The organism is Treponema medium (assembly GCF_017161265.1).
Lineage (GTDB): Bacteria > Spirochaetota > Spirochaetia > Treponematales > Treponemataceae > Treponema > Treponema medium.
Map to the genome: position 1 here is coordinate 24,311 of NZ_CP031393.1, position 25,439 is coordinate 49,749.

Consider the following 25,439-nt stretch of genomic DNA (forward strand, 5'->3'; position numbering starts at 1 on the left):
TTTATACCCGCATAGAAGAAATGCTTGCGTATTTGTCATTAGAGTTCCTATTAAAAAAGATATAGTGATTTTTATACAAGACGTTTATACCGTTAGACCAACCTGAAACCGTTTTATCGGCGCCGTGCAGTTTTCCCGTTTTTGCATCAAACACCAATAAGCCGTCGTTGTATTTTATGATATATATTTTTCCGTTTGCCACAGTGAGCGGTGTGCTGTATGAAGCATTTTCTAACGGTACACTCCATAAACGTTGTAATGTTACGGCATCAATACATATCAACCAATAGTCGTCTTTCCGCCACTTATATGGCGGAAAATCCCGCACGGCGATGTAATACAGCCGCTCATTACTACATCGAACGCGGCATAGCGAAATGGTTGATTCGGCAACCGGATCTGTTGAAGGAGGTACTATTTCGCCGTCATACCGATTAAGTATTGAGCCGTCTCTTTTATCCATCCGTATAAAGGAATTGGTTAACACATATAATACATCGTCTTTGATGTATAATTCGTTATCGTAGTATCTGTTCATATTGATATTATCCAGCTGTCGTTGCCAGTTTACGGTTTTGGTTTGTAAATCGACAGCGACAACGATACCGGAACCGTTTTGACTATATGCCAGTAGATACAGTATACCTTCGATAAGTTGTTGATCTGCCAATCTATTTCCGTTCCAATGAGCATTAAGCTGCAGCGGAACTGGAGGACAAATTTGTATTACCCATCCTTTCGTACAGTCTATTGCTGTTGCATCAAGTTTTACAATGTCCTCTTTGTCCGCTGCCCAATAAAGTGCCGTACCATCTGTCATAATCGTATTGGATACACTACGGTTATGGATTATTTCTTCTTTTGTGGAGCCAATTTGTACCCGCGCCAACAATGCTCCATTCGTATCCGAGTAACAATATAGCAGTCCTCTTTCAAAACGCATAACGTAAAGGACATCTCCGATTTTTACGATGTTTGAAGGACGACCTTCATCGGCTTCATACATCCTATCTCCATACCATTGATAGGCGCCTGTTTCCATGTCGAGTTTTATGAGGCGGACTCCTCCTCTATTTTCATATTCAATAAGATACAGATATTTCCCTTCAGTGTATGGCCGACTTTCGTTCCATACATCTTCTAACAAGAGTTGATATGCATAACTAGGTGTGTAGCGAGGATATTTCTTTTCTACAGCCAGAAACAAAAGATCGCAAGAGGTGCATAGCATCAAAAGTGTTATCAGTACTGCAAAGATAATACTTATTCTGATGCTACCCTTCATCCCAATAGAAGCTTTCCGTTTCATGTTAAACTCCTTTCTACACCTCAAGCGTAAAGGATGATTTTTTTGCCGTCAAGCGAAAATTCTGCAAAGAACCAAAGTTCTCAAAAAAGAACTCTCAGTTCTTTTTTTATCGCCGATTCCGAAATACAAAGTTTTTCGCCGAATGGAAAAATACTGCAATACAGTAATGCCGATTGTAACAGCTAATAGAATGACTACTACAAACCGCGATCGCATGATGAGATTTTCCGTATAGATAAAATGCCGTATATCTTCTATAGACTGTTTAGTATGCATCCGAATATTCCTCTTACCGATTCGAGTTTCTCCCTGTAAACATACCGGTTAAAGTGTAAACCATAAAGCTCTGCGGTTCGGATTACAGACCGGCGGCGGGCGGTTGCATAAAGGCTTCAATTATAGTAGACTGGCGCCCATAATCAAAAAAACGCTAAAGACTGCTTTTAGCGATTTCCTAAAATGTGGAGAAAGTGATGAAATCCTCTTTATTATGTGCTACAGCCACTTCATCAGCAGAAAAGCTGCTGCGGTATATTAAACCGCTTCTTTGTACGATGTGCCTTTCAGTTGTGCTTGTTTGTTCATGCAGCAAAGCTGAACAAAAACCGCTTACAATGGTTTTTTATCCAAATGAGTCAAGCGAATCTATGAAAGATGCCCGCGCAGCATTCCAAGAAATTTTAAAAGAAGCCGTCGGACGCGATGTTGAAATTCTTACCACGACCGATTATAACATCGCATTGGAAGCGCTCGTTTCCGGTAAGGCCGATATGGCTTATGTCGGTGCCGAAGGATATCTGACCGCTCACAAACGAAACAGTGCCGTTATCCCTGTGGCAACAAATTCGGGGCCAAGCGGAACGCTTGACGATGCAAAGTATTACAGTTTTATCGGCGTACAGCGGAAAGATGCCGATAACTATAAAAAAGCGGACGGCAGCTTTGATTTAAGCTTATTAAAAGGCAAAAAAATGTCATTTGTGGCAGCAAGTTCTACATCGGGCTTTGTTATTCCCGCACGTGTTTTAGCAGCGGCTTTTTCTATTGATAATACTGATGACCTCATCTTGAGCGACAAAGTATTTTCCAAGGTATTATTTGCCGGTTCTCACCAAGGCTCGCAGGTCAACCTTTTCCGTGGTGATGCGGATGCGGCGGCTTTTGCCATACCGCAGACAATCGGCGTGTACGAACTACTTGAAGGCGAAGATTATAAAACCGGCGCCGTCTACCGCGTAACCGAAGGAGCCGACGAACCCTTCACATCCTTTGCAGGAAGTGAAATAACCGTAATCCGTTCCATCCCCGTCTTAAATGCGCCGATTACGGTTAATACGAACACGGTTTCAACCTCGGATATACAAAAGATACGGGAAGCGTTGACATCGGATAAAACGGCAAATAATCCCGGCATTTTTAATGTAAAGGATTCCGGTAAAAAAGGCATATATCCTAAGTATTCCGAAAAGACACGGCTAGTTGCTACCGATGATGCATGGTATGATGAGCTGAGAAATTCTACTAAGTAGTATCATCTGACATCTTACGTGATGTTGATTAAAGAATAGGACATCTCTAAAAACTCGGTTAGATTTGCTTCGCATCCTTCGGAATAGAGGTGCCCAATATAAACACAGCGGCTGTTCTGCAGCCGCCTGACAAGGTCTGAACTGTTGATTACCTTTAAAAATGTTTCAAAGCGCTATGCAGGGGATAGACTTGCACTGGATTCTATCAATCTTACGATTGAACAGGGTACGATGGTTTCCGTTATCGGACCTTCGGGAGCGGGCAAGACAACCTTTATCCGTTGTATCAACCGGCTCATCGACTGCACTGCCGGTACGGTTGAAATCGGCGGCGAAGCGCTGCAAAAAATGAACAGCCGCCGATTAAAACAACTCCGTAGAAAAATCGGAATGATTTTTCAAAACTACAATCTGGTAGAACGGCTCACTGTGCTTGAGAACACGCTCCATGGCTGCCTCGGCGCATTACCGCTGTATCGCAGCCTATTCGGGCTGTATCCTCCGGTGGAAAAAGAGCGGGCATTTGCAATACTCGAAGAGCTTGGTCTTTCGGACTACCTTTATCAGCGGTGTGCCGATTTAAGCGGCGGTCAAAAGCAGCGTACCGGCATTGCGCGAGCGTTAATGCAAAATCCTGAAATACTTTTATGCGATGAGCCGGTATCTTCGCTCGATCCGCAAAGTGCACAGGATATTCTGAATTATATCGAAAAAATAGTTAGAACGCGGAATCTTACGTGCATTATGAATCTACACCATGTTGAATATGCAAAACGATATTCCGACAGAATTATCGGTTTACGCAACGGGAACGTGGTTTTTGACGGCAAACCGGAAGAACTTTCGGAAGAAGCGCTGCACACTATTTTTTCTTCCGGATCCCATACCGAAAAGAAAGACAGCCATGAAATTTGATATTCCGATAGGCAGGCAAAGCCCTGCATTTGAATCACATCGACACTGGCAAGCACCTTCTTCGGGAGCTTTCTTCAAGAAAAAAAAAGTAAGAACATTGACTGTTTTTTTCACTGCAGCCGTGTTATATGTTGTTTCGGCAATTATGACGGGACTTACGGCATGGAATGCGGTAACCGGCATCCCGCGCGGACTGTATTGGCTGATAAAAAACTTCTTCCCATCGGCACAATCGCTTTCAGTGCTCCCGCTTATTTTTAAAACTTCGCTGTACACCGCCGTTATCGCAATAACCGCATCAACTATAGCTTTTTGCGTTGCCTGCATAGTGGCAGTTGCCGGTTCTCAAACAACCGGACACTTCCGCGTACTGCGTATTGTCTGTTCCGGCACCGCATCTTTTTTTAGAAACATCCCCCTTCCTGCATGGTCTATTCTATTGCTGTTGTCATTTAAGCAAAATGCCATAACCGGTTTTTTAGCTCTTTTTTTTATCACCGCCGGACATTTAACCCGTGCATTTACCGAAATTATCGACTCCCATGCAGAAGAATCCTATACGGCGTTGGAAGCGGCCGGTGTACCGTATATGCCGATTATCATTCACGGCGTATTACCAAATGTTCTCCCGCTCTTTATTTCATGGCTGCTCTACGCTATAGAAACCAATGTCAGAGACTCGGCACTGATCGGTATTTTAACGGGTACGGGAATTGGTTTCCTCTTCAATCTGTATTTTAAGAGCTTCCGCTATCCCGAAGCAGGGCTTATCATTTGTGTATTGATGATACTCGTGCTCTGCATCGACAGCATTTCAAACAGGGTACGAAGGATATTACTATGAAAAACCATACCCGTATTGACCGCTGCCGATTGTCGAGAAAAAAACAATATACGCTCTCGCTTGTATTTGCTGTCCTTTTCGGCATTAGTATCTGGGGATGTTTTTTGCTTGCGCAGGAAACAATCAATTGGAAAGATTCATGGCATAATCTGCTCCACTACGGACGCATCCTTTTTTTGCAGCCGAAGCGGTCGGATCATTTACCCATCGGTGAACTTGCGTACTCACTCGGTATCAGTTTTGCACTATCGATTTTAACAACGATCGGCGGCGCTGCTATCGCATTTTTCTTAGCGCTCGGTGCAGCCCGAAATATTGCCCCTTTAGCCGTTGTAAAAATAATCCGTATTATCACCGCAGTTATCCGATCAATTCCCACCATTATTTGGGTATTGGTTTTCTCGGTTACGGTTAATATCGGTACCGATGCCGCTGTTATCGGCATGTGCTTTCACAGCATTGCCTATTTGGTAAAAGTGTTTTCCGAAAGTTTTGAACAGATTAACCGTGACACAATCGATGCTTTGCGGGCATGCGGGGCGGGATTTTCCGGCATTATTACGCAAGCGGTTATTCCGGTGGCTGCAACTTCCATTATTTCATGGACATTTTTCCGCTTCGAAATCAATTTTATCAATGCCGTCGCAATCGGCGCCGCCGCAGGATCGGGCGGTATCGGGTATTATTTATTTATGGCGGGCAATCTCTATTATGATATACGGGAAGTCGGCGCTATCACATATACTATTTTCGGTACCGTCATTTTACTGGAAATGCTCTCTCTGCGTCTGCGGAAAGGAATCAAGCAGCATTAAAAAAATACCGACACTGTATAAGGAATCTCTAAAAACTGCAAACCTATCGGCTTGTTCTGTAAGGAAATGATTTGTCATATCCGCTAAAGCGGATTGCGAATCAGTTTTTAGAGGTTTTCCTTAAATTTAGTTGCGACGTTTAAAATTAAGTTATTATTTGGATAAGACTTAATTTTAAACTCGTCGGGCATTTCTAAAAGCTAACCGAGCTTTTAGAAATGCCCATAGGGAGTTTTAAATGAAAAAAAATATAGCGCATATCTTTGTATGTTTTTCGATGATATACACTGCTGTAGCCTTAGAGGTTAACGTACCTGAATTTAACTTCGGAATATTAGCAGGCAAACAACCGAGCGGTTCGTCAAAATTCAGTATAGTCCAACAATCATCCATTAATTTCCGTTTACTACACGGAGAACGTTTTTACAGCGACCTAAACCTTGCACTCTATATTCCTGATGTTCTACGTTTTTTTCATCCGGAACAACTGTCGCGGATACCGGGACAATTCACCTGTGTTGATTTTTCTCTGAACTTTCCGAATTTGGCAGGCAAACCGCTGATTTTATCGATTTTTACCGGACAACATCAAAGCCTTACGGGCGAACACTATAACTTTGACTTTCTTAAGCATCGCATGCGGTCGGTAAAAATGTATGAAAACGATATTGCCGCACTTTTTACACCTCCTCGGCCTCGTGAAGGCTTAGGTGTCAGTGTTGCAGGGCTTATTTTGAACACCGGATATGTAGGAGGATCTTTCAGCTGGAATGGCGGGATAAAGGATAAACAAGAATACAGCTTATACACACAGGGAGGCGTTTTCACAAATATTGCACTTACCAATGCGAACTTCTCCTTTCATATTACGGACAAAGCAACGAAAGTATCTCTCGCAACATCTGTTTCGGCGCTTTTTACCGTTCATGATAATGTCGGCATTTTTACACAGGTTGGTTTGCATAAAACGAATTTCAGAAGCACAACGCTACAACAGGATCTTATCGGCAATATCTTTGCGTTCTTTGAACCGCGTATCGCACTTGAACACATGGACTTTGATTTTACATTCTTTATTTCTAAGATTCGTGATACTCAATCCGCCGGTCTTTTTCCTGTTGCACCGCTTATAAAGCCTTTTACTATCATTCATAATGAGCCATACGGCGGGTTAAATATGTTCTTCGGTTTCGGAAAGATGGAGTCAGATAAAATGCAGGGGGGATTTCATAGTCTGATTGCTATGCCGATAACACGCCCGACAACTATGTCGTTACTTGTACTCGCCCTTACGCCGTTCTACACATTGAGTATCGGACCTTGTGATCTTGATTTCCGTTTTTCGTTTTACCCGCTCCTCTACGCAACCCCTGCTTCTATGTTTGAAGCCAAGATAGCCTTAAAGCGTAATTTATAAATGCATAAAACGCTAGCCTTTATTGTAGAAAAATTATGAGCGGATATAAATGTCACTTTTGTGCCGAATGCGACGGACACGGCTGTATCGGTGAACTGCCCGGGATGGGCGGCGTATTTCAGAGCGCTAATTTTATCGATAACTGTGCCGCATGGCAGAAGTATTATACCAATGTGCCTAATGATTATGAGCTGCCCCCCATTCGATTAGCGCCTATTACCGGCGGTATCGAAAATGTCGGTTATGAAGATGAAGCCTCGTTTTATTTTGATTTAATTGAAGCCTGTGCCGAAGCAGGGTTCTTGCTCAGCATCGGGGACGGATACCCCGACACAAAGATACAGGGCGGCCTTGCTGCCCTACAGCGGTATAGAAAAACTGGAGCGGTGTTCATTAAGCCGTATCCTAATCCCCGTATCTTTGAACGGATCGATTGGGTACGCGGCTCTGCCGATCTGATAGGGATCGATATCGATTCCTATAATATTGTAACAATGAGAAACCTTGTTCACCTTGAGCAAAAAGACGCTCAGAGCCTAAAAGAGATACAGCGGTATGCACAAAAGCCATTTGCCATCAAAGGAATCTTTTCACCCGAAAATGTCGAGCTGGTACAAGAGCTGCGTCCCGATGTTGCGGTTATTTCCAATCACGGCGGCAGGATAGAAACAAGACGCGGCAGCACGGCGGATTTTTTAGCCGAGTACGGCAGTACGCTCCGTAAGTTTGCAGGCGAGGTATGGGTAGATGGTGGATTGCGGAGCCGCGCAGATATCGCCGCTGCGAAACGGCTCGGTGCAGCGCAGGTAATGATCGGACGTCCCTGCATTACAGCGCTGCTGAAAGACAGATCCGAAGGTGTACGGGAACTGTACCGCCGCCTGACTGTGGATTAAACATTAGGAAAACCGGTGAGCTTTGCTCACCGGTTTTCCTTAGATTTATTTGTAGAACATGCTTATAAGAATAGATAAAATACTTGCTGCGAACGGATTGGGGTCGCGGAAAGATATCAGGCGGCTTTTACGCAAAGAAGATTTCCGAATCAACGGCATACGGGTAACTGATGCAGGGACGCTGCTTGACCCTGAACACGATATGCTTTTACGGAACGGGGAAAAACTGTATCTCCGTACCTGGTGTTACCTTATGCTCAACAAACCGGCAGGGGTTGTTACTTCTACCGCCGATCCGCTGCACTGCACCGTTATGGAGCTGCTGCCGCCGCCTTTTTCCGCAATGAATCTTTTCCCCATCGGGCGACTCGACATTGACACCGAAGGGCTGCTCATCATCACCGATGACGGAGAACTCACTCACCGGCTTACGGCTCCAAAATCAGCCTGTATAAAAAGCTATTATCTTGAAACGGCTGTACCTTTCACCGAAGCCGAGTTTAACGCCGCCCAAACGGCCTGTACTCAAGGATTAGCACTCGGAAAGAGCTTCACCTGTCTTCCCGCAACCTTTGAACGCACAGAAGCACAAAACATAAAAACCGAATGGGCTTTTTTGATGCATATTTGCGAAGGAAAATACCATCAAGTAAAAAAAATGATAAAAGCGCTCGGAAATGAAGTAGTCTACCTCAAGCGGATTTCGATGGGCGGCGTTATGCTCGACCGGCAATTACCTGCCGGTTCTTGCCGTGAGCTTACACCCGATGAAGTTGCAACGCTTAAGAAGATATAACGTATACTGTTCACTATACCTTAAACTTACCGACTTCTGCAGACAGGCTTTCAATTGCTTCTTTATTTTGCTGCGTAATAGAGTTTACTTCCTGCACGGCATTATTTATCTGAACAGCTTCGTGTGCCATTACGCTCATATTATCGGTGATGGTTTTTGTCAGACTGTCAAGTTTCCGTATTTCGCCGGTAACCTGTGTTCCGTCTTTAAGCATCTGTTCCGATCCGTTTTTAACGTCCCATGTTACAGCTTTTATTTTTGAGATAGCATTCAAGATTTCACGATTACCGTTTCCTTGTTCATCCATTGCTTTCATTAAATTAGTGCTCATTGTTTTTACATGTTCGGAAAGTTCAAAAATACTGGTAAATTTTTCTTCCACGGTTTTTGATGACATAGATAAACTCGCAATTTCGGAACCAAGCATTTTCAATGTCATCGTAATAGTTTTACCTTGTACGGAAGATTCTTCCGCCAACTTCCGTATTTCGTCTGCAACCACTGCGAATCCCTTGCCGGCTTCTCCTGCGTGAGCAGCTTCGATTGCTGCATTCATTGCGAGAAGATTTGTTTGACTTGCAATATTTTGGATAACATTGCTGGCTTCTATCAATCCGCCTGATTCCTCAGCTATCTTTTTCGTCACCGCGTTGGAATTTACTATTGTTGTTTTTCCGTCCGCTGTTGCAGCAGCAAGCCGTTTGATTGCCTCATCGGTTTGTGCAAGTGTTTGCGTAATAGAAGCAATATTCGCCGTCATTTCTTCTATCGACGATGAAGACTGAGCGACACTTTCCGCCTGTACTTCAATACTGGCATTCAGTTGTGTTATTGTGTTGATTATCTCTTCAACAGCTGCGGATGTTTCCGTAACACTTGCAGCCTGCGTGGCAGCCTGTTGCGTTATACCTTCGATATTGGTATGTATTTGATGGGCTGAATCCGCTGTTTGCGCAGTATTCACCGATAGTACCCCGATAGCCTCTTTCATCGCTCTCGTATTATTTTTTACACCGGTAAGTAAAGAGACCGTATTTTTATGAAACAGATTTAATCTCGTTCCTAAAAGTCCGAAAATATCACGGCGCTGTAATTCCAAATAATTCGGAGTAAAATCTCCAAGCGCTAGTTTATCGGTAAAAGAAACAATATTTTCAATTCCGTTATTAATACCTTTATAAAGTGTATAGTTGATAAAAAGAGCTCCCAGCAATACCACGATAGATATCGGAATAATCGAATGTGTTACGGTCTCTATAATGGTCATTCCATTATAGAGACTCGCTAAAAATGGGGATATGCAGAGAAAAATGATACCTGCAAAAAGGAAAAAACCGACAAGCATACCGCGAGTTGTATACGACATAGAAATATGTTTTCTTTCAAGTGGTAAAAAATTTACATATTGTTCAAGCTGCTGAATCCAGATTACATAAAAAAAGAGAGCAACAAAAAACAGGCAACCTACCGATGTAAAAATTGCTGCAATAAACAGTATTGTCGAATTCACCCCTATCCATAACAGTGATACAACCGGAGTTACAGTCGCTAATATAATCGGAACCCCGATACTGAGTTTTGAATATACATTCAACGCTCTATTCGCCTTATTTATACCATCTTTTTCCGTCTGCCAGTTGAGGACAATATTCATAGACCTTTTATAAAGAACAATAGGAAAAACAATTGTAATACAGGCGGTCAACAATGTAGAAGGTGCTATTAAAATTTCAAAGAGCGCATCTGTCGGAAGAATCCTTGTATACCATGCATCTAAAAAAATAAAAATAAAAACACCGGTGTATATTAAAAAATTCAATACAAAAATAGCTTTCGGCGGTTTTGAAACTACAGTAGTCATAAGCCAATCTCCTCTAGTTTATATACAGAATAATTTGCGCCATAATATAATTTATTGTTTACTCGGTCAAGAATTATCTATAAAAAGAACCAAGGTTACTGCTCATCCGACGAAGCATACAATTCAAAGTGAGTAACGGCATTTTCGCCTCTCGTAAAGGCCGGAATTGACACCATCACCGCATCTTCAAAAAGCGGAATGGTGATAGTACCGGTAACATCTTCTTGTCCATTAAAGAAGCTGACCTTTACATGATGGGTTTGCCCCCGCAGCATAATTTTATCACGGTCGCCTTTAAACATCTCGATCGGCTTTTCTCCGTTAAACGAAATGGTACAACCGTCAATCGCTTTATATGCACCGTTCGGATCGCTATTGTTATCTATCAGTACGGTATGAGAGCGGCCGAATAAAAACATAAGCGCCATAATAAGAAAGTAAAAAACGACTAAGCCTATTTTAACCAGCCGCTGACCTTTTTTTGAACGTACCCGAATCATTATGCCCTCCCGCTTTCGGCTCGCAGCGCAGCCCGCTGTTTTTCCGCATTCTTTTGATTACGCGCCGCGTGCATTACCAACGATAACGCAATCGCCGCATAGCCGGAAAACTGTCTAAAGTATTCACCGATCATCGCAGAATCAAAGAGGTGCTGTCCTGCCATCGGCGTAACGATATACAAAAAGTGCAGCAAAATAATACCGATAAAGACATTTTTAATACTTGCCTTATTTACCGAAGCGCCTCCGACAAGGATTGCTGCGGCGGCAAAAAATCCGGTTTGATCATGCGCGTTATAGGTGCTCATGTTTCCCATATTCTGCAAGAAGATAATCTGCCCGATACAGGCAAGCACTGTAGAAATAACAATCGAAATAATCCGCGTCCGCTCAACCGCGATACCGGAGGCGAGTGCAACTGTTTGATTCTGCCCGATTGCCCGCATATCTTGTCCGAGCTTTGTCTTTCTAAACCACACGATAAAGAAACACAATGCAATAATAATCAGATACGAAAGGATCGGAATTTTAAACCCTGCAATCGTGAGCGGAATTGCCGTATCGAGCATCTGCCGTACGGGCGCCAACTCAAGCGTATTGCGCACTCCGTAGCCGCGGGAAAGCATAATCGCCTTATTGTGCATCGGAATAACCGACCCGAGGATGTACAGCACAAAGAACTGATAAATCCCGTTAAAGAAAAACCCGAGGATGTAGCTGGTAACCATTTCCCGCCCGCGGGCACGATTCAGTACCGAACCGGCGACAATCCCAAGCAAGATGGATATCGGCATTCCGATACAGGCTGCGAACACCAATCCATAGATACCGCCGATACTCCAGTCCATTGCAAAAATAAGGCCGATCTGCCCTGCCATCGCACCGAGCACCATCCCGAAGTTAATACCCATCCCTGCCATAATCGGCAAGATTAACGCGAACACCAAAAAGGAGTTTCTGCCGATCCGCGTTAAAATTTCGGCGATAATATGGTGCGCCGATAAGCCCGACACGGGAATGGCAAGGAACGAAATAACCAAAAATATGATGGATACCAAATTATCCAGAATAAAATCAACCGCGGAAAAATTTTCCCACTTCTTTTTAAGCATATTAGACGATACCATAATCTACCTCGCCGCCTGCGTTTTCCGTGTCAGTGCATATAAGATCATACCGTTTGACAACACAATACGGATAACCTCCGACATATCGGTTTGCAGTACACTGTTAATAACGGAGGGAGTCATTGTCAAAATACCTTGAAACAGAAATGTTCCCAGCATCACATTTAAAATCGAGGCTTTATTGACCGATGCGCCTCCGATCAGAATAGCCGCTACCGCAGGGAACGCCATAAAAAGCGGCGCCTGATACAGCTGAATAAAGCCGAAACTTTGCTGATACAGCAAAATCCCGACGCCGCCGATAACGGTGGACAGCACCGTACTGATAATCCGCGCTCGGTCGATATTCACGCCGCTTGCCCGTGCAAATTCGGGATTTGAACCGACCGCAGTCAATGCCGTTCCCGTCCGTGTCTTCATAAATACCTTCATAATAAAAAAGCAGATAAAGACAAAGAGAATAAGTCCGGTCGGAAACACGAAAGCGCCGATTTTAAACGCCCATAAATTGTTCAGTATTTTCAGCCAGTATCCTTCGAGCGTGATGGTCGTACGCAAACCTTTTCCCGCATAACCCCACACCATCGTCGGATTGGTGTACGGCAACAGCAGCCATAAAATCGACATGAACATAACCGTTGCAAAGCCGACATACAAAGCGATGGTCATCTCTTCGCCTTTAATCAGATTCAAGAGTTTACCATAAGCATAGCCGATCACCGCACAGATCAATATCGTAAAAAACACGGCTGAAAAAAAGCCTGCCCATCCGACTAAGTTCAGTTCCATCGCGATTGTCGCGCCGAGCAGTCCGCCGATAACACCGAGCGATAGCCCAAAGTTAAGACCGCACCCTGCCTGCACCATCGGCACCATCGCAAGCACCAAGAGGGCATTCATCCCAAAGCGATTTATCGTATCCGACAGGGAAGCGCCGATACTGACATTGACAAAAGGAGCCGCAATAAAAAGCGATAATAGGAATAAGAAAATAATAATACGCGGCCAGCCGAACACCGCAAGTTGTTTTTTTAACTGTTCCATCTATTTTACTCCTGCCATATAAAGCGCAAACTCCGCCGGATCTTCGGAGGGCTGAAGTACATGAGCAACCTTGCCATGAAATACGACAGCGATACGGTCGCACACAGAGCGCAGCTCTTCAAGTTCGCTCGAGATCATCACAACGGTAACGCCTTTTTCTTTATTTAATGTGCGAATTGCGTCCAACACCAGTGCCTTGGCGCCTACATCAATACCCCGCGTTGGCTCCGCGACAAAGAGCAAATCGGGTTCCAGACAGAAAGCTTTTGCCAAGCATATTTTTTGCTGATTGCCGCCGGAAAGCTCCCGCGCCTTTTGTTGGGAACCGGTACATTTAATTTGCAGCATCTTGATATACTCGTCGGCAAGCGCTTTCATCGCCTTTTCATCGCGGATAGTGATTAACCCGCCCAGATATTTTTTTAAGTATTTATGTTTTGCCTGCATAGCGGTAAAGGCGATATTCCAGTCAAGGCTTTCGTCCAGCAAAAGCCCAACACCGCGCCGGTCTTCGGAAACAAAAGCAAGTCCTTCCGAAAGCACTTTGGCGGTTTTGGTAATATCGAGCGGTTGCCCCTTAAAGATAACCTCACCCCCTGCACGGAACAGCCCCATAATACCGTTGGGAATACCAATTTTTCCCTGTCCGGCCAAACCGCCGATGCCGAATATCTCTCCCTTTTTAACGGAGAAACTTGCGTCATCGACCAGCTCTCCCGGCATATCTACCCACAGGTGTTTTACTTCGAGGATGGTTTCGTTGAACTGCCGCGCCGTCCTTTCGGCTGTCTGCCCTTCGACCTTTCTTCCGACCATCGCTGCCGCAATAGCCTGAATATCCGTTTTTGCTGTTTCCGTGTCTTGGATTGAAACGCCGTCGCGCAATACGACAACACGGTCGCAAATTTCCATAACTTCGTGCAAGCGATGGGAAATAAAGATAATAGCGATGCCCTTCTCCGCCAACGCCTTGATGGATTTCAGTAGTACTTCCGCCTCCGATTCGGTGAGGACGGCGGTCGGTTCATCCAACACCAACAGTCGCACATTATCACGGTCTATTTCGCGGGCAATTTCGGTAAACTGCTTGTGCCCAACCGGCATCTCGGAAATAAGCGTTTGTGCGCTGATAGAAACACCGAGTTGATTAAGCGTACTCTGAGCACGCTCGCGCATCGCTTTGCGGTTTAATGTCGTAAGCCGCCGTCCGAAGAGGTCGGAAATAATGCTTTCCTGTTCAAGTTCGCGGTTCAGCATAATATTTTCACCGGAAGAAAAGCCCGGAATCAGCGAAAACTCTTGATGCACCATTCCGACGCCCGCACCGAGGGCATCGAACGGCGTTTTGAAAACAACTTCTTTCCCCTGTAGCCGAATCGTTCCGCCGTAGCCGCCCGTTTCGGCAATCACCGGCATACCGAACAAAATGCTCATCAATGTCGTTTTTCCGGCTCCGTTTTCTCCTACCAGCCCGATCACTTCTCCCGCATGGACATCAAAACTCACCCCCTGCAAAACGGGCGTTCCTGAAAATTCCTTCGTAATATGATCGAGGGATAAGATAACTTCATCATTATTCATAAATTCCTACAATCCTTCACCATTAAACATTAAGCAAAAATTCAGCAAAAAAAACGGGTACACCCGACCTATTCGATACCGAAGGTATCGAATAGGTCGTCGAGTTCAAAATCGTACAGACAGCACGATGCCTGAACATCGCATTTCAAGGTAACCTGTTCCAAAACTTCTGTTTAGGAACAGGTTTACTTCAAAACTTTCTATGTACCCGTTCTACTGAGGAGGCTTTTTTTAATTGTCTGTATTATTTATTAAATTTCATATTTAAGTACTTCTGTGGTACCTCTTGCTCGGTTGTCGATAGGAAGCCTTTCCCGAGAATATAGGTATCCATAAATACTAATGCTTGGTTCTTGGCGCGAACACCGGTATTTGCGTCTGTATAGTACGCGCTCTTCCACCGTGCATTGGGAGTAAAGACACCCAGCGCTTTCGATAGATCGGTAAGGCTGCCTTTCTCCGCTTCGCCATCGATAATGCGGCGAGCATATTCACCCAAACCGGCGCTGACCGTAAAGCCATAAGAGTACGCCCACGTACCGAACCGACCTGCACCGCCCTTGTCAATAACAGACTGCTCAACTTTCTTTAAGATAGCTGCAAAGTCACCCGCCTGTTCGGTAAGGTCGATACCGAGTGCGCCCGGATATCCCATTAACGGTGAAGGAAGGTCTGCTTCAACAAAGATGCCCCCATACTGTAACAGTTGTTTTAAAAGCGGTTCCGTATGCGCATCGTTTGTACAGAAAAATGCGGTTTCTTTGCCGTATTTTTCAATCCACTGAGGAACTTTTTCAAGGATAAACTGCTGTGCACCGGCAACACCGACATCGCTTGTCGGATCGGGGGCGGTTTCAAATACAAACTTTACCCCAACATCATTACATGTAGCTTCCATAATCTGGCGGCGGAGACCGAGTGTTTCATAAGACATATGCCGCGGAAAAGAAATATGCACAAATGTCTTTGCACCGAGTTCTTTTGCAGCCCAAATAATCGTATAGCCACGGGACACGAAGTCATTGCTTATTGCCATATCAGCCGCAGCTTGAATAACAAGCGGGTCTTCATGCGGTTCACCTGCAAACAATAATATGTCGGGGCGCTTTTCCCGAACGCGCTTAAACGCCTCCGCCGTACCCGGAATTCCCTGATTTACAATAATTGCCTTCATTAAGGGATCGTCTGCAAGAGCGGCAATCTGCGTGATGGTTGTTTCTTGCTGAGACATAAAATCATCAGGATAGGTGATATGCTGAATCATACCACCGGTTTTAGCGGAACCGTACATTTCAATCAATTTTTCTGCACCGCGAAGATCATCTTCCGATTGAGAAACGGTTCCCGTTGCAATACCGATATGGTACGAGGCGGTTTTACCGTTAGACGCCGACTCTGTTTGTTCAGGTTTTGTTTCAGCCTTTTTACTACACCCTGCCACGAATACGATAAAGAGTGCTGCGGCCAATAAAACAAATACGGCTTGCATGTTTTTTTTCATATTCAACCCCTTTTGATAGTAAACCTGTTCGGAAACTTCCGTTTCGGAACAGGCTACTTTGAAATGCGATGTTCTAAATCGTACTATTTGTACGATTTAGAACTCGTCGACCTGTTCGACAATGCAGTTATTGAACAGGTCGAGTGTAAGGATATCATAGAGCGATACCGCCTACATTCGGCAGCTTTTAAAATGTATATTAAAAAACAACCGTTGATTTGATACTAAGTCCTTATATAAAAAATGTCAAGCATAAATATGCATAAATATGCAGAAAAATAGAGAAAATACTAAAAAAAACAGTATTTTTATGCAGAAACACTGTTTTACTAACAGAGTCTTTCATTCTGCAGGCGTATTAAAAAGCATCTAATGCGTTTACCTCACGTGTTCATTTCTGCTATACTTTGACGGCATTATGAATATTCGATTAACTTCCGCACAAAAAGGGATCTTGTGTATTATTTGTTCAGCTTTCTTTTTTACTGTGATGAATTTATGTGCAAAGCTTTCCGGCGATTTACCGTCTATCCAAAAAGCGTTTTTTAGGAACAGCATTGCCTGTTGTACATCACTCTTTGTTTTAATAAAGAACCGTCAATTTGTGCTACCGCAAAAAAAGAATATTCCCTTCCTTATATTGCGGGCGGTATTGGGTACTGCTGGATTGGTTTCCAATTTTTATGCGGTCAGTCACTTAGCGCTTGCCGACGCTTCTATTTTGGCAAAGCTCGCGCCGTTTTTTACCATTTTTTTCTCATTTCTGTTTTTAAAAGAACACATACGATTGTCACGGCTCCTCGCAGCCGTCTGCGCATTTGCAGCAAGCCTTTTAATTATCAAACCAGCTTTTGCAGGATCAGGCCATATCTTTGCAGCCTCAGTGGCATGTTTCGGAGGTCTCTGTGCAGGCGGCGCGTACACCTGCGTGCGCTATTTGTTAACACATAAAGAATCCGGTACGTTTGTAGTGTTCTTCTTTTCGGCTACTTCCATGCTGATATTATTGCCTTTTTTCCTCTATAGTTTTACGCCGATGAGCTTACAGCAGTTTTTCTGGCTGCTTGCCGCCGGAGCTGCGGGGGCAGGAGGACAATTTACCGTTACCGCTGCATACTCCTATGCACCGGCAAAAAACATCGCCGTTTTCGACTATACGCAAATTCTCTTTGCCGCGGCATTCGGTTTTTTACTGTTCCACGAAATACCCGACCGTTACAGCATTGCCGGATATATCATTATCTGCACAATTGCACTTATTCTATTTTTGAGAAAAGACTAATTACCGGATTGCCGTTACAAGCGGCAACAGCTCCGACGGCTTTGCGATAATATGCATTGCACCGGCACCTTCCAATTCGGCACGGTCGCGGAACCCCCAGAGAACGCCGACGGTAGTCAACCCCGCGCTTTTTCCGGTCTGTATGTCTACGGCAGTGTCTCCGATGTAGAGGCACTCCTGTTTTTGACGGTGTAAAAGGTCTAAAATCTCAAATACGGCGGCAGGATCCGGCTTGAGCGGAACGCCTTCCCGTTGACCGAAAACGGCGGAAAAAGTTCCCGCATCAAAAAAAGCTTTGATGATTTTTTGCGTAGTCGGCTGCGGCTTATTCGAAAGAACCGCTAATTGAATCCTCCGGCTACGCAGCGCTGTAATCATATCGGCAACGCCATCATACAAGGTACACAGGTATAAAAAATCGGCATCATAAGCTGCATTGTAATCCTGTAAAATGTTATCTTCCAAGGCTGCATCCGTAACGCCGTGATATGCCAATACCCTGTGAATAAGCGTTCGCGCCCCGTTTCCTGCAAAATACTTAAACTGTTCAACCGGCGCAGGCGGCAATCCGTGCTTTGCCGTTTCGGCGTTGACAAAATACGCGAGCGTCCGAACGGTATCGGTCAATGTTCCATCCAAATCAAAAATACAAGCCTTAATCATAATCATAAGTATACAAAATTGAGCGATAAAAGGGAATCATAGACTTGACTTTTAAGGGGGGGGGGGGGGGGATATTATAGAAGAAAACTTGATTCTAAGGAGTATCATAATGAAGAGTCGAAACATGTTACGAGGCATTTTCCTCCTACTTATTTTGGTGTCGGGATTAAGCGTTTTTCTTAGCTGTAAAGACCCACGGAAATCAATTTTTGAGTGAAGGTATTAAAACAGAAGAAAAAATGCTAAAGTGAGAGCATGAGGTGGGAAGAATTAGAAGATGCACTTGAAGTGCTTCAAAGCGAGCGGGAGTACGACGGATATTTTTGCAGCATAAAAGATGCGGTTATCATCGTTATTTTGGGAAGCCTCTGCGATCTGAAAAGCGTAAAGAAAATACATGCGTGGGCAACGAGTGAGCATGTAAAAGTGTTTCTTGAAAAAGAATTCGGTATAAAAAGAATACCGTGTTACTGGTGGCTGTTAAGTCTTTTGGCAATGGTAAGCCCTGAATCACTTAATCGGTGTATGAAAAACTGGGTAAGCTCATTGGTACCGCATCTTGCGGAAAAGCTTGAAGCGGAAGAAGAAGAGCAAAATAAGAAGAAGAAAAAAAGCTTGACGATTGCAATAGACGGGAAAGAAATCCGCTCGACAGGGAAAATGAAGAAGTATGACAGTCCGTTACACATTGTCAGCGCGCAGATAGGCGAACTAGGGCTCACTCTTGCGCAGGAAACAGTGCAATCAAAGAGTAACGAGATACCGGCGGTACAAGAGCTGATAAAGACACTTGAGATAGAAGGATGCATGGTAGTTGCCGATGCTTTAAACTGTCAAATACAGACTGCACAGGCAATTATCGATGCAAAAGCCGACTATTTATTAAGTGCGAAAGGTAATCAGAAAGAGTTGATGAACGATATAGCAGCGTATGTCCAAGATGAAAAACTACGTTCAACGATGGATAGCGTTACCCAAACGGAAAAAGGACACGGACGGATAGAAACGAGAAGTGCGTATACTACTGATGATGTTGAATGGCAGCCGGGAGGCAGGGTATGGCCGGCTGTTAAATGCATTGGAGTGGTGCATACACGATTTGAGACAGACAAAGGGGTAACGGAGCAATGGCACTATTATATTTCAAGTAAAGTGTTGAGTGCCGAGGAGCTTTTACATCATGCGAGAACTGAATGGTCGGTAGAATCGATGCACTGGTTGCTTGATGTTCATTTTGACGAAGATAAATGCAGGATTCAGAGTAAGAATATACAGCAGAATCTGAATATGCTCCATAAAGTAGCGCTTAATATCGTGCGCATATACAAGCGGGAAACTCAATCAAAACTGGCTTTGAACGGTATTATGTTCCGCGCGCTTATGAATCCTCACGACTTATTACCGCTTTTAGACAAAAATTGATTTCCGTGGTAAAGACCCTATTTCGAATCAATCCCCAACGCTCCATACGGTAACCTTTGACGCACAGGGAGGTTCTACGGTGACGCCGATTAAGGTAGAACACGGTAAAACAGTTACGAAACCGGCTGATCCGGCAAAGGGTTCTTTTGGTTTTGGCGGCTGGTATAAAGAAAGCACTTGTACAACGCCGTGGAACTTTGCAACCGACACCGTTACCGCGGACATTACATTGTTTGCAAAATGGACTCCTGTTGCACCTGCAACCGTTACCGTAACGTTTGCGGCAAAAGGCGGGCACGGTACGCTTAAAGCAAAAGCAGGAGATACGGAGCTGTCATCGGGCGCATCGGTAAAAAAAGGGACAGAGATTACCTTTACAGCCGATCCGGAAGCCGGTTATGAAGTTGATTATATGTTGATTAATGAAGAGAAACAATCCGGTACGAGTATTACCGTAAAGGCAGATAAAGATTTAAGCGTAACGGTTAAATTTAAGGCGCAAGGAGCCCCTGCAACGGAATTTTTCACCGTTACTTATAAGGCAGAACCTACTGTAGGAGGCGCCGTAAGCGCAAAATCTACAGACGGTACGCCCGTTACCTCAGGAAAAAAGATAGAAAAAGGAACTGTTCTTGTATTTACTGCCGTACCGAATACCGGCTATGATATTTCCAGTTGGACGGGTGCAACGCCAGAATCGGATAACAAAAGTGCAAAGCTCACCGTAACGGGAGACAGTTCGGTAACGGTAATGTTTGCCTTAAAAAAATATACGGTAACCTTTGACGCACAGGGAGGCTCTACGGTAACGCCGATTAAGGTAGAACACGGTAAAACAGTTACGAAACCGGCTGATCCGGCAAAGGGTTCTTTTGGTTTTGGCGGCTGGTATAAAGAAAGCACTTGTACAACGCCGTGGAACTTTGCAACCGACACCGTTACCGCAGATATTACCTTGTTTGCAAAGTGGAAAATTACCATCCAGTTTGATGCTTCCAAAATAACATGCTGGAGGAATGTGGATGATTCCGGCTTAACCGGTACATCAGTAGCTGACGGTGGTACGGTTTACGAGAATGATGTACTCATATTGATCGCCTTGCCTTCTGCGGGGAAAAGGGTTGATTCTTGGACGATAAATGGCAACTCTCAAGGGGATGAGCAGGGAAATTTCTATCGGTATATGGTTAAAGAGTCGCCTTCCGAGCTCCGCTTCGACTACACGGAAAAAGCTGCGAAGAAGGTAGAGTTGCAGTTTGACACTTCAAAGATACGGTGTACAAAACTGTTTGATCAGACGCCGATTATGCCCGGTCAGCGTGATGAAGGTGATAGGCTCATTTTTCGCACAGTAACCAGTTCTACAGTACAGTGGAAGATAAACGGCTATAACATGCATTCTGCGCTGATGTCGTTTTTAGCCATAACATTAGTAAAAGACTTTGGCAACGGAAATGTTCTGAAAATCGACTATGAATAAACAATAAGTACGCAGGCATCGTAAAAAGTTTTTTAAGATGCCTGCTACACGGTAGGTTTCGGTAAATACCGGAATCTGCCGTATAAAAAAAATAAAGATTCCGATGCCGTAAATAAAGATTCCGATTGACATTCCCTGCATTTTCCGATATAGTAGTTGCATATTTTTGCGGATGTCGTATAACGGCTATTACCCCAGCCTTCCAAGCTGGAGACGAGGGTTCGACTCCCTTCATCCGCTGTAGCACACAACAGTAATTTTCGTCAACTTACATTTCCATAGATCTCTCAATTATTTTCTCTTTTTTAATATTCAGATGTAAAAATTGATTTCCCTGTATACCAAGTTTACCGCCCATTGACAGTATTCGTATAAAGTCTGCATAATAGCTCTGCAAAGGAGATTAAAAAAAGTATGATTCAAAACGGCGTACATTCACAACCACCGCATTTCAGCAAAAAATACGTCCGCTCCATCGGTACAAAGTTGATCATTGTTACCATCATGCTACTGCTGCTTCAGTATGGAATTATTGCCTATAAGGACTGGCGGAGTATCACATGGTTTTCGGAAAATCAAATTAAAACAACCGCAGACCTTAAATATTCTGCGTTTTATAACGAATTAAACAGTTATTCGCTTGTCGGTCGCATCCTTTTAGATAATATCGCCCGGGATCAAGATATTGTTCAAGCCTTTGCTTTACGGGACAGAGCAAAACTACTGGAATTAACACAGCCTATTTTTACCGATATAAAGCAAAAATATCGAGCGCAGCAATTCCATTTTCATACGCCGTCGGCAATCTCTTTTTTACGTGTTCAGAATCCTACAAAATTCGGCGACGACCTTTCTTCCTTTAGAGCGACCATCGTAGCTGCCCAAACGCAAAAAAAAGAAATTTACGGGCTTGAAGTTGGGGTAAACAATCTGGGCTTTAGAGTAGTACGGCCACTTTTCAATACAGCAGGGAAAATGCTCGGAACCGTAGAATACGGCGGTGCGGTAAATACGGCATTTATCGACCAATTCGTTTTGACTACAACACCGGCAGTATTAAAAGACGGTTTAAAAGTAACAGTTATCGCACGTACTTTGGATAATACCTATCAGCTCATCGGTTCCAATTTTGAAAGCAAGGTTGATTCGGATGCTGCGCAACTTACGGAAACATTACCCGATGACGGGATGATTCGTACCGAAAAAACCAATGCCTTTGCCTATTATCCGCTAACAGACTTTTCAGGACAAAGAATAGGATATGCAAAATTTTGTTTTTCAATCGAAAATACTCTAAAAAGAAGAACGGATTTCTTCTTTAAAACAGCGATTATTCTCATTGTAATCCTTTGCCTTTTTGTAGTAACAATTACCGGGTTTACCCGAAAATTTATTATAAAGCCGGTCAAAAAAGTTATCCATGCGCTCATGTCCATAGCGGAAGGAGATTTAACCGCCCACCTTTCGGTTGAAGGGAACGACGAGATAGCCGAACTGTCCCAATACTTTGAACAAACCATTGAAAGAATCGGATCGGTTATAGAAGCAGTTTCGCAAAACACCGGCACTATGCAAACGGTCGGAAAAAAACTTGCCGGAAATATGACAGAAACTGAAATGGCGGCACAAGAAATAGAAAAAAGCGTTGCATTGGTGCAGAATCAAACGGTAGACCAAAGCGCCAGCGTAACCGAAACGGCTGCAACAATCGAAGAGGTCATTAAAAGACTCAAGCAGCTGGATCAAAGTATTGAAAGACAAGCGGAAAGCGTTGCACAATCATCAGCCGCCATAGAAGAAATGGTCGCAAATATCGGTGCTGTTTCCGACCGCCTCGGAAAGAATAATACGGTTATCAAAACGGTTTATGATCAAACCAAGAATGGTAAACACAGAGTAAGATATGCTAATGAGGTTGTCGGACAAATCGCCGAAAAAACCGAAGCGCTTTTGGAAGCAAGTCAGGTTATCCAGAATATTGCCAGCCAAACAAACTTATTGGCAATGAATGCAGCGATAGAAGCGGCTCATGCCGGAGAAACAGGTAAGGGCTTCGCAGTTGTTGCCGATGAAATCCGCAAACTTGCTGAAGAATCAAATACTCAAGGAAAACAGATCGGTGCCGTTATAAAGGATGCAATACAAATAATCAGCAACTTAACCACCGCCGGAGCCGGAGCGGAAAAAAGCTTTGTTGAAGTATATGAATCGGTAAATCAAATTTCTCAACAAGAAGAGCAGATTGTCACCGCAATGGCTGAACAGGAGAATACAAGTCGCGAAGTATTGTCGGCAATCCGGAATATTAACGAAGTTACCGGCGGTGTCCGAGATGCTTCCGCAGAGATGCTGCGCGGAGGAGAGCAGGTCGCACAAGAAATGCAACGGTTAAATCAAATAACACTGAGCATCAGCGAACACATGCGCGGCATGGTTACCGCTTCGGAACGGATCGGTGATGCGGTACAAGCAGTTAACGGTATTACGCAAGAAAACACAGTAAGCATCGAAAATCTTGCTGCAGAGGTTAGAAAATTTAAGATATAGGGGGTATCTCTAAAAACTATTAGGCATCTCTAAAAGCTAACCGAGTTTTTAGAGATGTCTAACCTCTGTCTGGAGCTTCCTATAAACGAATACGAAAGATTTTTTACGTAGAGGCTCAACAGACCGCTTCTTTTGCCGATAAGATAGAAGGAACACGCGATCGCATGGGGGATTAAAAATGAGTTATAACAGTCAAGCCTTAACGGCATATAAAGAGACACGTGTAAAGACGGCAAGTCAGGGGTCTCTAATCATTATGCTGTATGATGAGGGTATTAAAAATATTACCCTTGCCATTGAAGGCATGCCTGACGGAAAAATCGAAGCGGAGAATATCGAACGCATTCATCAGTACATCTTAAAAGCGCAGGATGTTATTACCGAGCTGATGGCATCCTTAAATATGGATGAAGGAGGAGAAATTGCGGAAAATCTTTTATCGCTTTACTCTTTCTTTAACCAACAGCTTTTTCAGGCTAATATGCAAAAGAATCCACAGCCGCTTATAACGGTACGCAGCATGATGGAAGAACTGCGCGAAGCATGGCATCATGTTGTCAATTCAACTGCCGCCGCTGCAACAGAAATAAAACCGGCTGCTTCCGGCGTCAATATAGCAGGATAAGGCCATGCATACAGCTACGCTTAACGATTCCGAAATTGCCGAACGGGTTGCAGTCCTCAAACGGTTCAGATCGCTGTTAGAGCAGCAGCGGCTTAAATTCCACGAATACCTGATGGTATTGGAAAAACAAGAAAAAAGTATCTCCGACGAAAATACCGATGCTGTCTTACAGCACACAGAATTGGAAGAGTCGATTATTGCTGAAATATTTACTATTCAAAAAGTAATCGATCCGCTGGAATACATGTACACCAATATCTGCAAGAATGCACAACATTCAGATATTCCTCATCTTAAAACGGATTTGGATGACTTACAAAAAAGAGTTTTAGCTCAAAATAAAAAGAATCGTGAACTTCTGCAAACACATATTACCGGTTTACGGCAGCAAATTGCATCACTGAAACGGCCTTATGCACATAAAGAAAGTATCTATGCCGGTACGGCACGTACTGCGGCTCTCGTCGATCTCAGTTTATAGCCGATAATATTCGAACCTTATGCTCTGTATTTTTTACGCTGTACATACCGTATGAACTTTCCGTTACCGCCGCAATATCAGACGAAGGAAAAAAAAACGTCTACCTATACGCGAAAAATCGGCAGCTGTATGACTTATCGCTCCGATATTGTGTGGATCGATATTACGGATAAAAGTCAGGATATTCTTACGTTGATAAAGACACACAAAAATTTTGACTATTTTCCGGTATGTGCAGGCAAAATCGATGCAGTTATCGGCATCGTCAGCGCACGGGATTATTTGCAAAGTAGGCTTGAACCGTCGCCGCCGAATTTGCAAAAAATTTTAACAAAACCATTGTTCATTCCCGAATCACAAACCATCAAACATACGCTTGAATTACTGAACGAGCATAACGCACATACTGCCTGCGTTATTGACGAATACGGCGGCATCGAAGGATTTGTAACCAAAGAGGGTTTGTTGGATAGTTTGTTTAATAGAAGCGTCCGGATAGCAAGCCATACAGGGCAGCAATCCGTTATACAAGCTGACGGAAGTAGTATTGTCAGTGCCCAGATGAGCCTTGACGAAATACAGGCGCTCGGACTTTTAAATGATATTGAACGCCCTCCTACCGAAGAATATTACACTCTTGCAGGTTACCTGCTTGCCCATCTTGATGCTATTCCTCGGTCGGGCGACAGCATCGACACCGGCTCTTATATCTGTACGGTACTCAGTATGCATGGACAGCGAATCGATCAGGTCGCGATAAAGAAAAAAGAAGCGTAAATGCCCCATCCTTTACGAACAGCCTCT

The 25,439-nt window shown here is 43.9% G+C and carries 22 protein-coding genes and 1 tRNA gene; 15 read left to right on the top strand and 8 right to left on the bottom strand.

What is annotated here, in order from left to right:
* Window position 1: 1 nt before the first annotated feature.
* On the bottom strand, window positions 2–1,309 hold the full coding sequence (locus tag DWB79_RS00120) for a PQQ-binding-like beta-propeller repeat protein (RefSeq protein WP_016522103.1): 1,308 nt from the start codon (window positions 1,307–1,309) through the stop codon (window positions 2–4).
* Window positions 1,310–1,842: 533 nt separating this feature from the next.
* Here DWB79_RS00120 and DWB79_RS00125 point away from each other — a divergent pair.
* From DWB79_RS00125 to DWB79_RS00155, 7 genes are all read left to right on the top strand, one after another.
* Window positions 1,843–2,838 (top strand): phosphate/phosphite/phosphonate ABC transporter substrate-binding protein, encoded by a 996-nt coding sequence (locus DWB79_RS00125; protein ID WP_420825630.1) that lies wholly within the window; start codon window positions 1,843–1,845, stop codon window positions 2,836–2,838.
* Window positions 2,839–2,979: 141 nt separating this feature from the next.
* On the top strand, window positions 2,980–3,753 hold the full coding sequence (phnC, locus tag DWB79_RS00130) for a phosphonate ABC transporter ATP-binding protein (protein ID WP_206181065.1): 774 nt from the start codon (window positions 2,980–2,982) through the stop codon (window positions 3,751–3,753).
* Window positions 3,743–4,597, top strand: coding sequence for an ABC transporter permease subunit (locus DWB79_RS00135; RefSeq protein WP_016522107.1), 855 nt, complete (start codon window positions 3,743–3,745; stop codon window positions 4,595–4,597). Before phnC ends, DWB79_RS00135 begins: the two co-directional genes overlap by 11 nt.
* Complete coding sequence (locus tag DWB79_RS00140; protein WP_016522108.1) at window positions 4,594–5,412, top strand: PhnE/PtxC family ABC transporter permease; 819 nt, start codon at window positions 4,594–4,596, stop codon at window positions 5,410–5,412. The genes DWB79_RS00135 and DWB79_RS00140 overlap by 4 nt, the downstream gene beginning before the upstream one ends.
* A 238-nt stretch (window positions 5,413–5,650) precedes the next feature.
* Entirely contained in the window at window positions 5,651–6,829 is a 1,179-nt protein-coding gene (locus DWB79_RS00145; RefSeq protein ID WP_016522109.1) for a hypothetical protein, read from the top strand.
* 35 nt (window positions 6,830–6,864) lie between these two features.
* Window positions 6,865–7,725 (top strand): alpha-hydroxy-acid oxidizing protein, encoded by an 861-nt coding sequence (locus DWB79_RS00150; RefSeq protein WP_016522110.1) that lies wholly within the window; start codon window positions 6,865–6,867, stop codon window positions 7,723–7,725.
* A gap of 58 nt (window positions 7,726–7,783) precedes the next feature.
* On the top strand, window positions 7,784–8,521 hold the full coding sequence (locus DWB79_RS00155; protein ID WP_016522111.1) for a 16S rRNA pseudouridine(516) synthase: 738 nt from the start codon (window positions 7,784–7,786) through the stop codon (window positions 8,519–8,521).
* A gap of 13 nt (window positions 8,522–8,534) precedes the next feature.
* On the opposite strand, the gene DWB79_RS00160 is transcribed toward DWB79_RS00155, so the two are convergent.
* From DWB79_RS00160 to DWB79_RS00185, 6 genes are all read right to left on the bottom strand, one after another.
* Complete coding sequence (locus DWB79_RS00160) at window positions 8,535–10,382, bottom strand: methyl-accepting chemotaxis protein (protein ID WP_016522112.1); 1,848 nt, start codon at window positions 10,380–10,382, stop codon at window positions 8,535–8,537.
* 95 nt (window positions 10,383–10,477) lie between these two features.
* Window positions 10,478–10,882, bottom strand: coding sequence for a DUF6672 family protein (locus DWB79_RS00165; RefSeq protein WP_016522113.1), 405 nt, complete (start codon window positions 10,880–10,882; stop codon window positions 10,478–10,480).
* The gene (locus tag DWB79_RS00170) at window positions 10,882–11,994 is read right to left on the bottom strand and encodes an ABC transporter permease subunit (protein WP_206181024.1); all 1,113 of its coding nucleotides are present in this window, start codon (window positions 11,992–11,994) and stop codon (window positions 10,882–10,884) included. The genes DWB79_RS00165 and DWB79_RS00170 overlap by 1 nt, the downstream gene beginning before the upstream one ends.
* 18 nt (window positions 11,995–12,012) lie before the next feature.
* Window positions 12,013–13,053, bottom strand: coding sequence for an ABC transporter permease subunit (locus DWB79_RS00175; RefSeq protein ID WP_016522115.1), 1,041 nt, complete (start codon window positions 13,051–13,053; stop codon window positions 12,013–12,015).
* Window positions 13,054–14,634, bottom strand: coding sequence for a sugar ABC transporter ATP-binding protein (locus DWB79_RS00180; protein ID WP_016522116.1), 1,581 nt, complete (start codon window positions 14,632–14,634; stop codon window positions 13,054–13,056).
* A gap of 244 nt (window positions 14,635–14,878) precedes the next feature.
* Complete coding sequence (locus tag DWB79_RS00185) at window positions 14,879–16,135, bottom strand: DUF3798 domain-containing protein (protein ID WP_016522117.1); 1,257 nt, start codon at window positions 16,133–16,135, stop codon at window positions 14,879–14,881.
* Between the two features lie 418 nt (window positions 16,136–16,553).
* On the opposite strand from DWB79_RS00185, the gene DWB79_RS00190 reads away from it, so the two are divergent.
* Window positions 16,554–17,417, top strand: a complete 864-nt coding sequence (locus DWB79_RS00190) for a DMT family transporter (protein ID WP_016522118.1) — start codon at window positions 16,554–16,556, stop codon at window positions 17,415–17,417.
* Here the strand turns inward: DWB79_RS00190 and DWB79_RS00195 are convergent, their stop codons facing one another.
* On the bottom strand, window positions 17,418–18,080 hold the full coding sequence (locus DWB79_RS00195; protein WP_040859293.1) for an HAD family hydrolase: 663 nt from the start codon (window positions 18,078–18,080) through the stop codon (window positions 17,418–17,420).
* A gap of 255 nt (window positions 18,081–18,335) precedes the next feature.
* Here DWB79_RS00195 and DWB79_RS00200 point away from each other — a divergent pair, with 255 nt between their 5' ends.
* From DWB79_RS00200 to DWB79_RS00230, 7 genes are all read left to right on the top strand, one after another.
* Window positions 18,336–19,502, top strand: coding sequence for an ISAs1 family transposase (locus DWB79_RS00200; RefSeq protein ID WP_016522120.1), 1,167 nt, complete (start codon window positions 18,336–18,338; stop codon window positions 19,500–19,502).
* Between the two features lie 79 nt (window positions 19,503–19,581).
* Window positions 19,582–20,982: an InlB B-repeat-containing protein gene (locus DWB79_RS00205; RefSeq protein ID WP_016522121.1), complete on the top strand. Its 1,401-nt coding sequence runs from the start codon at window positions 19,582–19,584 to the stop codon at window positions 20,980–20,982.
* A 168-nt stretch (window positions 20,983–21,150) separates the two neighbouring features.
* A tRNA-Gly gene (locus DWB79_RS00210) sits at window positions 21,151–21,222 on the top strand.
* 174 nt (window positions 21,223–21,396) lie between these two features.
* Entirely contained in the window at window positions 21,397–23,529 is a 2,133-nt protein-coding gene (locus DWB79_RS00215; protein ID WP_016522122.1) for a methyl-accepting chemotaxis protein, read from the top strand.
* A gap of 178 nt (window positions 23,530–23,707) precedes the next feature.
* Window positions 23,708–24,154, top strand: a complete 447-nt coding sequence (gene fliS / locus DWB79_RS00220) for a flagellar export chaperone FliS (RefSeq protein WP_016522123.1) — start codon at window positions 23,708–23,710, stop codon at window positions 24,152–24,154.
* 4 nt (window positions 24,155–24,158) lie between these two features.
* Window positions 24,159–24,635 carry a hypothetical protein gene (locus DWB79_RS00225; protein WP_016522124.1) on the top strand — a complete coding sequence of 159 codons (477 nt, stop codon included), beginning with the start codon at window positions 24,159–24,161 and terminating at the stop codon, window positions 24,633–24,635.
* A gap of 51 nt (window positions 24,636–24,686) precedes the next feature.
* Window positions 24,687–25,412 (top strand): transporter associated domain-containing protein, encoded by a 726-nt coding sequence (locus tag DWB79_RS00230; protein WP_016522125.1) that lies wholly within the window; start codon window positions 24,687–24,689, stop codon window positions 25,410–25,412.
* Window positions 25,413–25,439 lie beyond the last annotated feature (27 nt).

Bases quoted from the DNA above. Each gene is read 5' to 3' on its own strand.
- DWB79_RS00185 (WP_016522117.1), bottom strand. From the start codon at position 16,135: ATGAAAAAAAACATGCAAGCCGTATTTGTTTTATTGGCCGCAGCACTC.
- DWB79_RS00190 (WP_016522118.1), top strand. From the start codon at position 16,554: ATGAATATTCGATTAACTTCCGCACAAAAAGGGATCTTGTGTATTATT.
- DWB79_RS00120 (WP_016522103.1), bottom strand. From the start codon at position 1,309: ATGAAACGGAAAGCTTCTATTGGGATGAAGGGTAGCATCAGAATAAGT.
- DWB79_RS00200 (WP_016522120.1), top strand. From the start codon at position 18,336: ATGAGGTGGGAAGAATTAGAAGATGCACTTGAAGTGCTTCAAAGCGAG.
- DWB79_RS00135 (WP_016522107.1), top strand. From the start codon at position 3,743: ATGAAATTTGATATTCCGATAGGCAGGCAAAGCCCTGCATTTGAATCA.
- DWB79_RS00160 (WP_016522112.1), bottom strand. From the start codon at position 10,382: ATGACTACTGTAGTTTCAAAACCGCCGAAAGCTATTTTTGTATTGAAT.
- DWB79_RS00180 (WP_016522116.1), bottom strand. From the start codon at position 14,634: ATGAATAATGATGAAGTTATCTTATCCCTCGATCATATTACGAAGGAA.
- DWB79_RS00140 (WP_016522108.1), top strand. From the start codon at position 4,594: ATGAAAAACCATACCCGTATTGACCGCTGCCGATTGTCGAGAAAAAAA.
- DWB79_RS00155 (WP_016522111.1), top strand. From the start codon at position 7,784: ATGCTTATAAGAATAGATAAAATACTTGCTGCGAACGGATTGGGGTCG.
- DWB79_RS00225 (WP_016522124.1), top strand. From the start codon at position 24,159: ATGCATACAGCTACGCTTAACGATTCCGAAATTGCCGAACGGGTTGCA.
- DWB79_RS00145 (WP_016522109.1), top strand. From the start codon at position 5,651: ATGAAAAAAAATATAGCGCATATCTTTGTATGTTTTTCGATGATATAC.
- DWB79_RS00195 (WP_040859293.1), bottom strand. From the start codon at position 18,080: ATGATTAAGGCTTGTATTTTTGATTTGGATGGAACATTGACCGATACC.
- DWB79_RS00165 (WP_016522113.1), bottom strand. From the start codon at position 10,882: ATGATTCGGGTACGTTCAAAAAAAGGTCAGCGGCTGGTTAAAATAGGC.
- DWB79_RS00150 (WP_016522110.1), top strand. From the start codon at position 6,865: ATGAGCGGATATAAATGTCACTTTTGTGCCGAATGCGACGGACACGGC.
- DWB79_RS00175 (WP_016522115.1), bottom strand. From the start codon at position 13,053: ATGGAACAGTTAAAAAAACAACTTGCGGTGTTCGGCTGGCCGCGTATT.
- DWB79_RS00230 (WP_016522125.1), top strand. From the start codon at position 24,687: ATGAACTTTCCGTTACCGCCGCAATATCAGACGAAGGAAAAAAAAACG.
- DWB79_RS00215 (WP_016522122.1), top strand. From the start codon at position 21,397: ATGATTCAAAACGGCGTACATTCACAACCACCGCATTTCAGCAAAAAA.
- DWB79_RS00170 (WP_206181024.1), bottom strand. From the start codon at position 11,994: ATGCTTAAAAAGAAGTGGGAAAATTTTTCCGCGGTTGATTTTATTCTG.
- fliS (WP_016522123.1), top strand. From the start codon at position 23,708: ATGAGTTATAACAGTCAAGCCTTAACGGCATATAAAGAGACACGTGTA.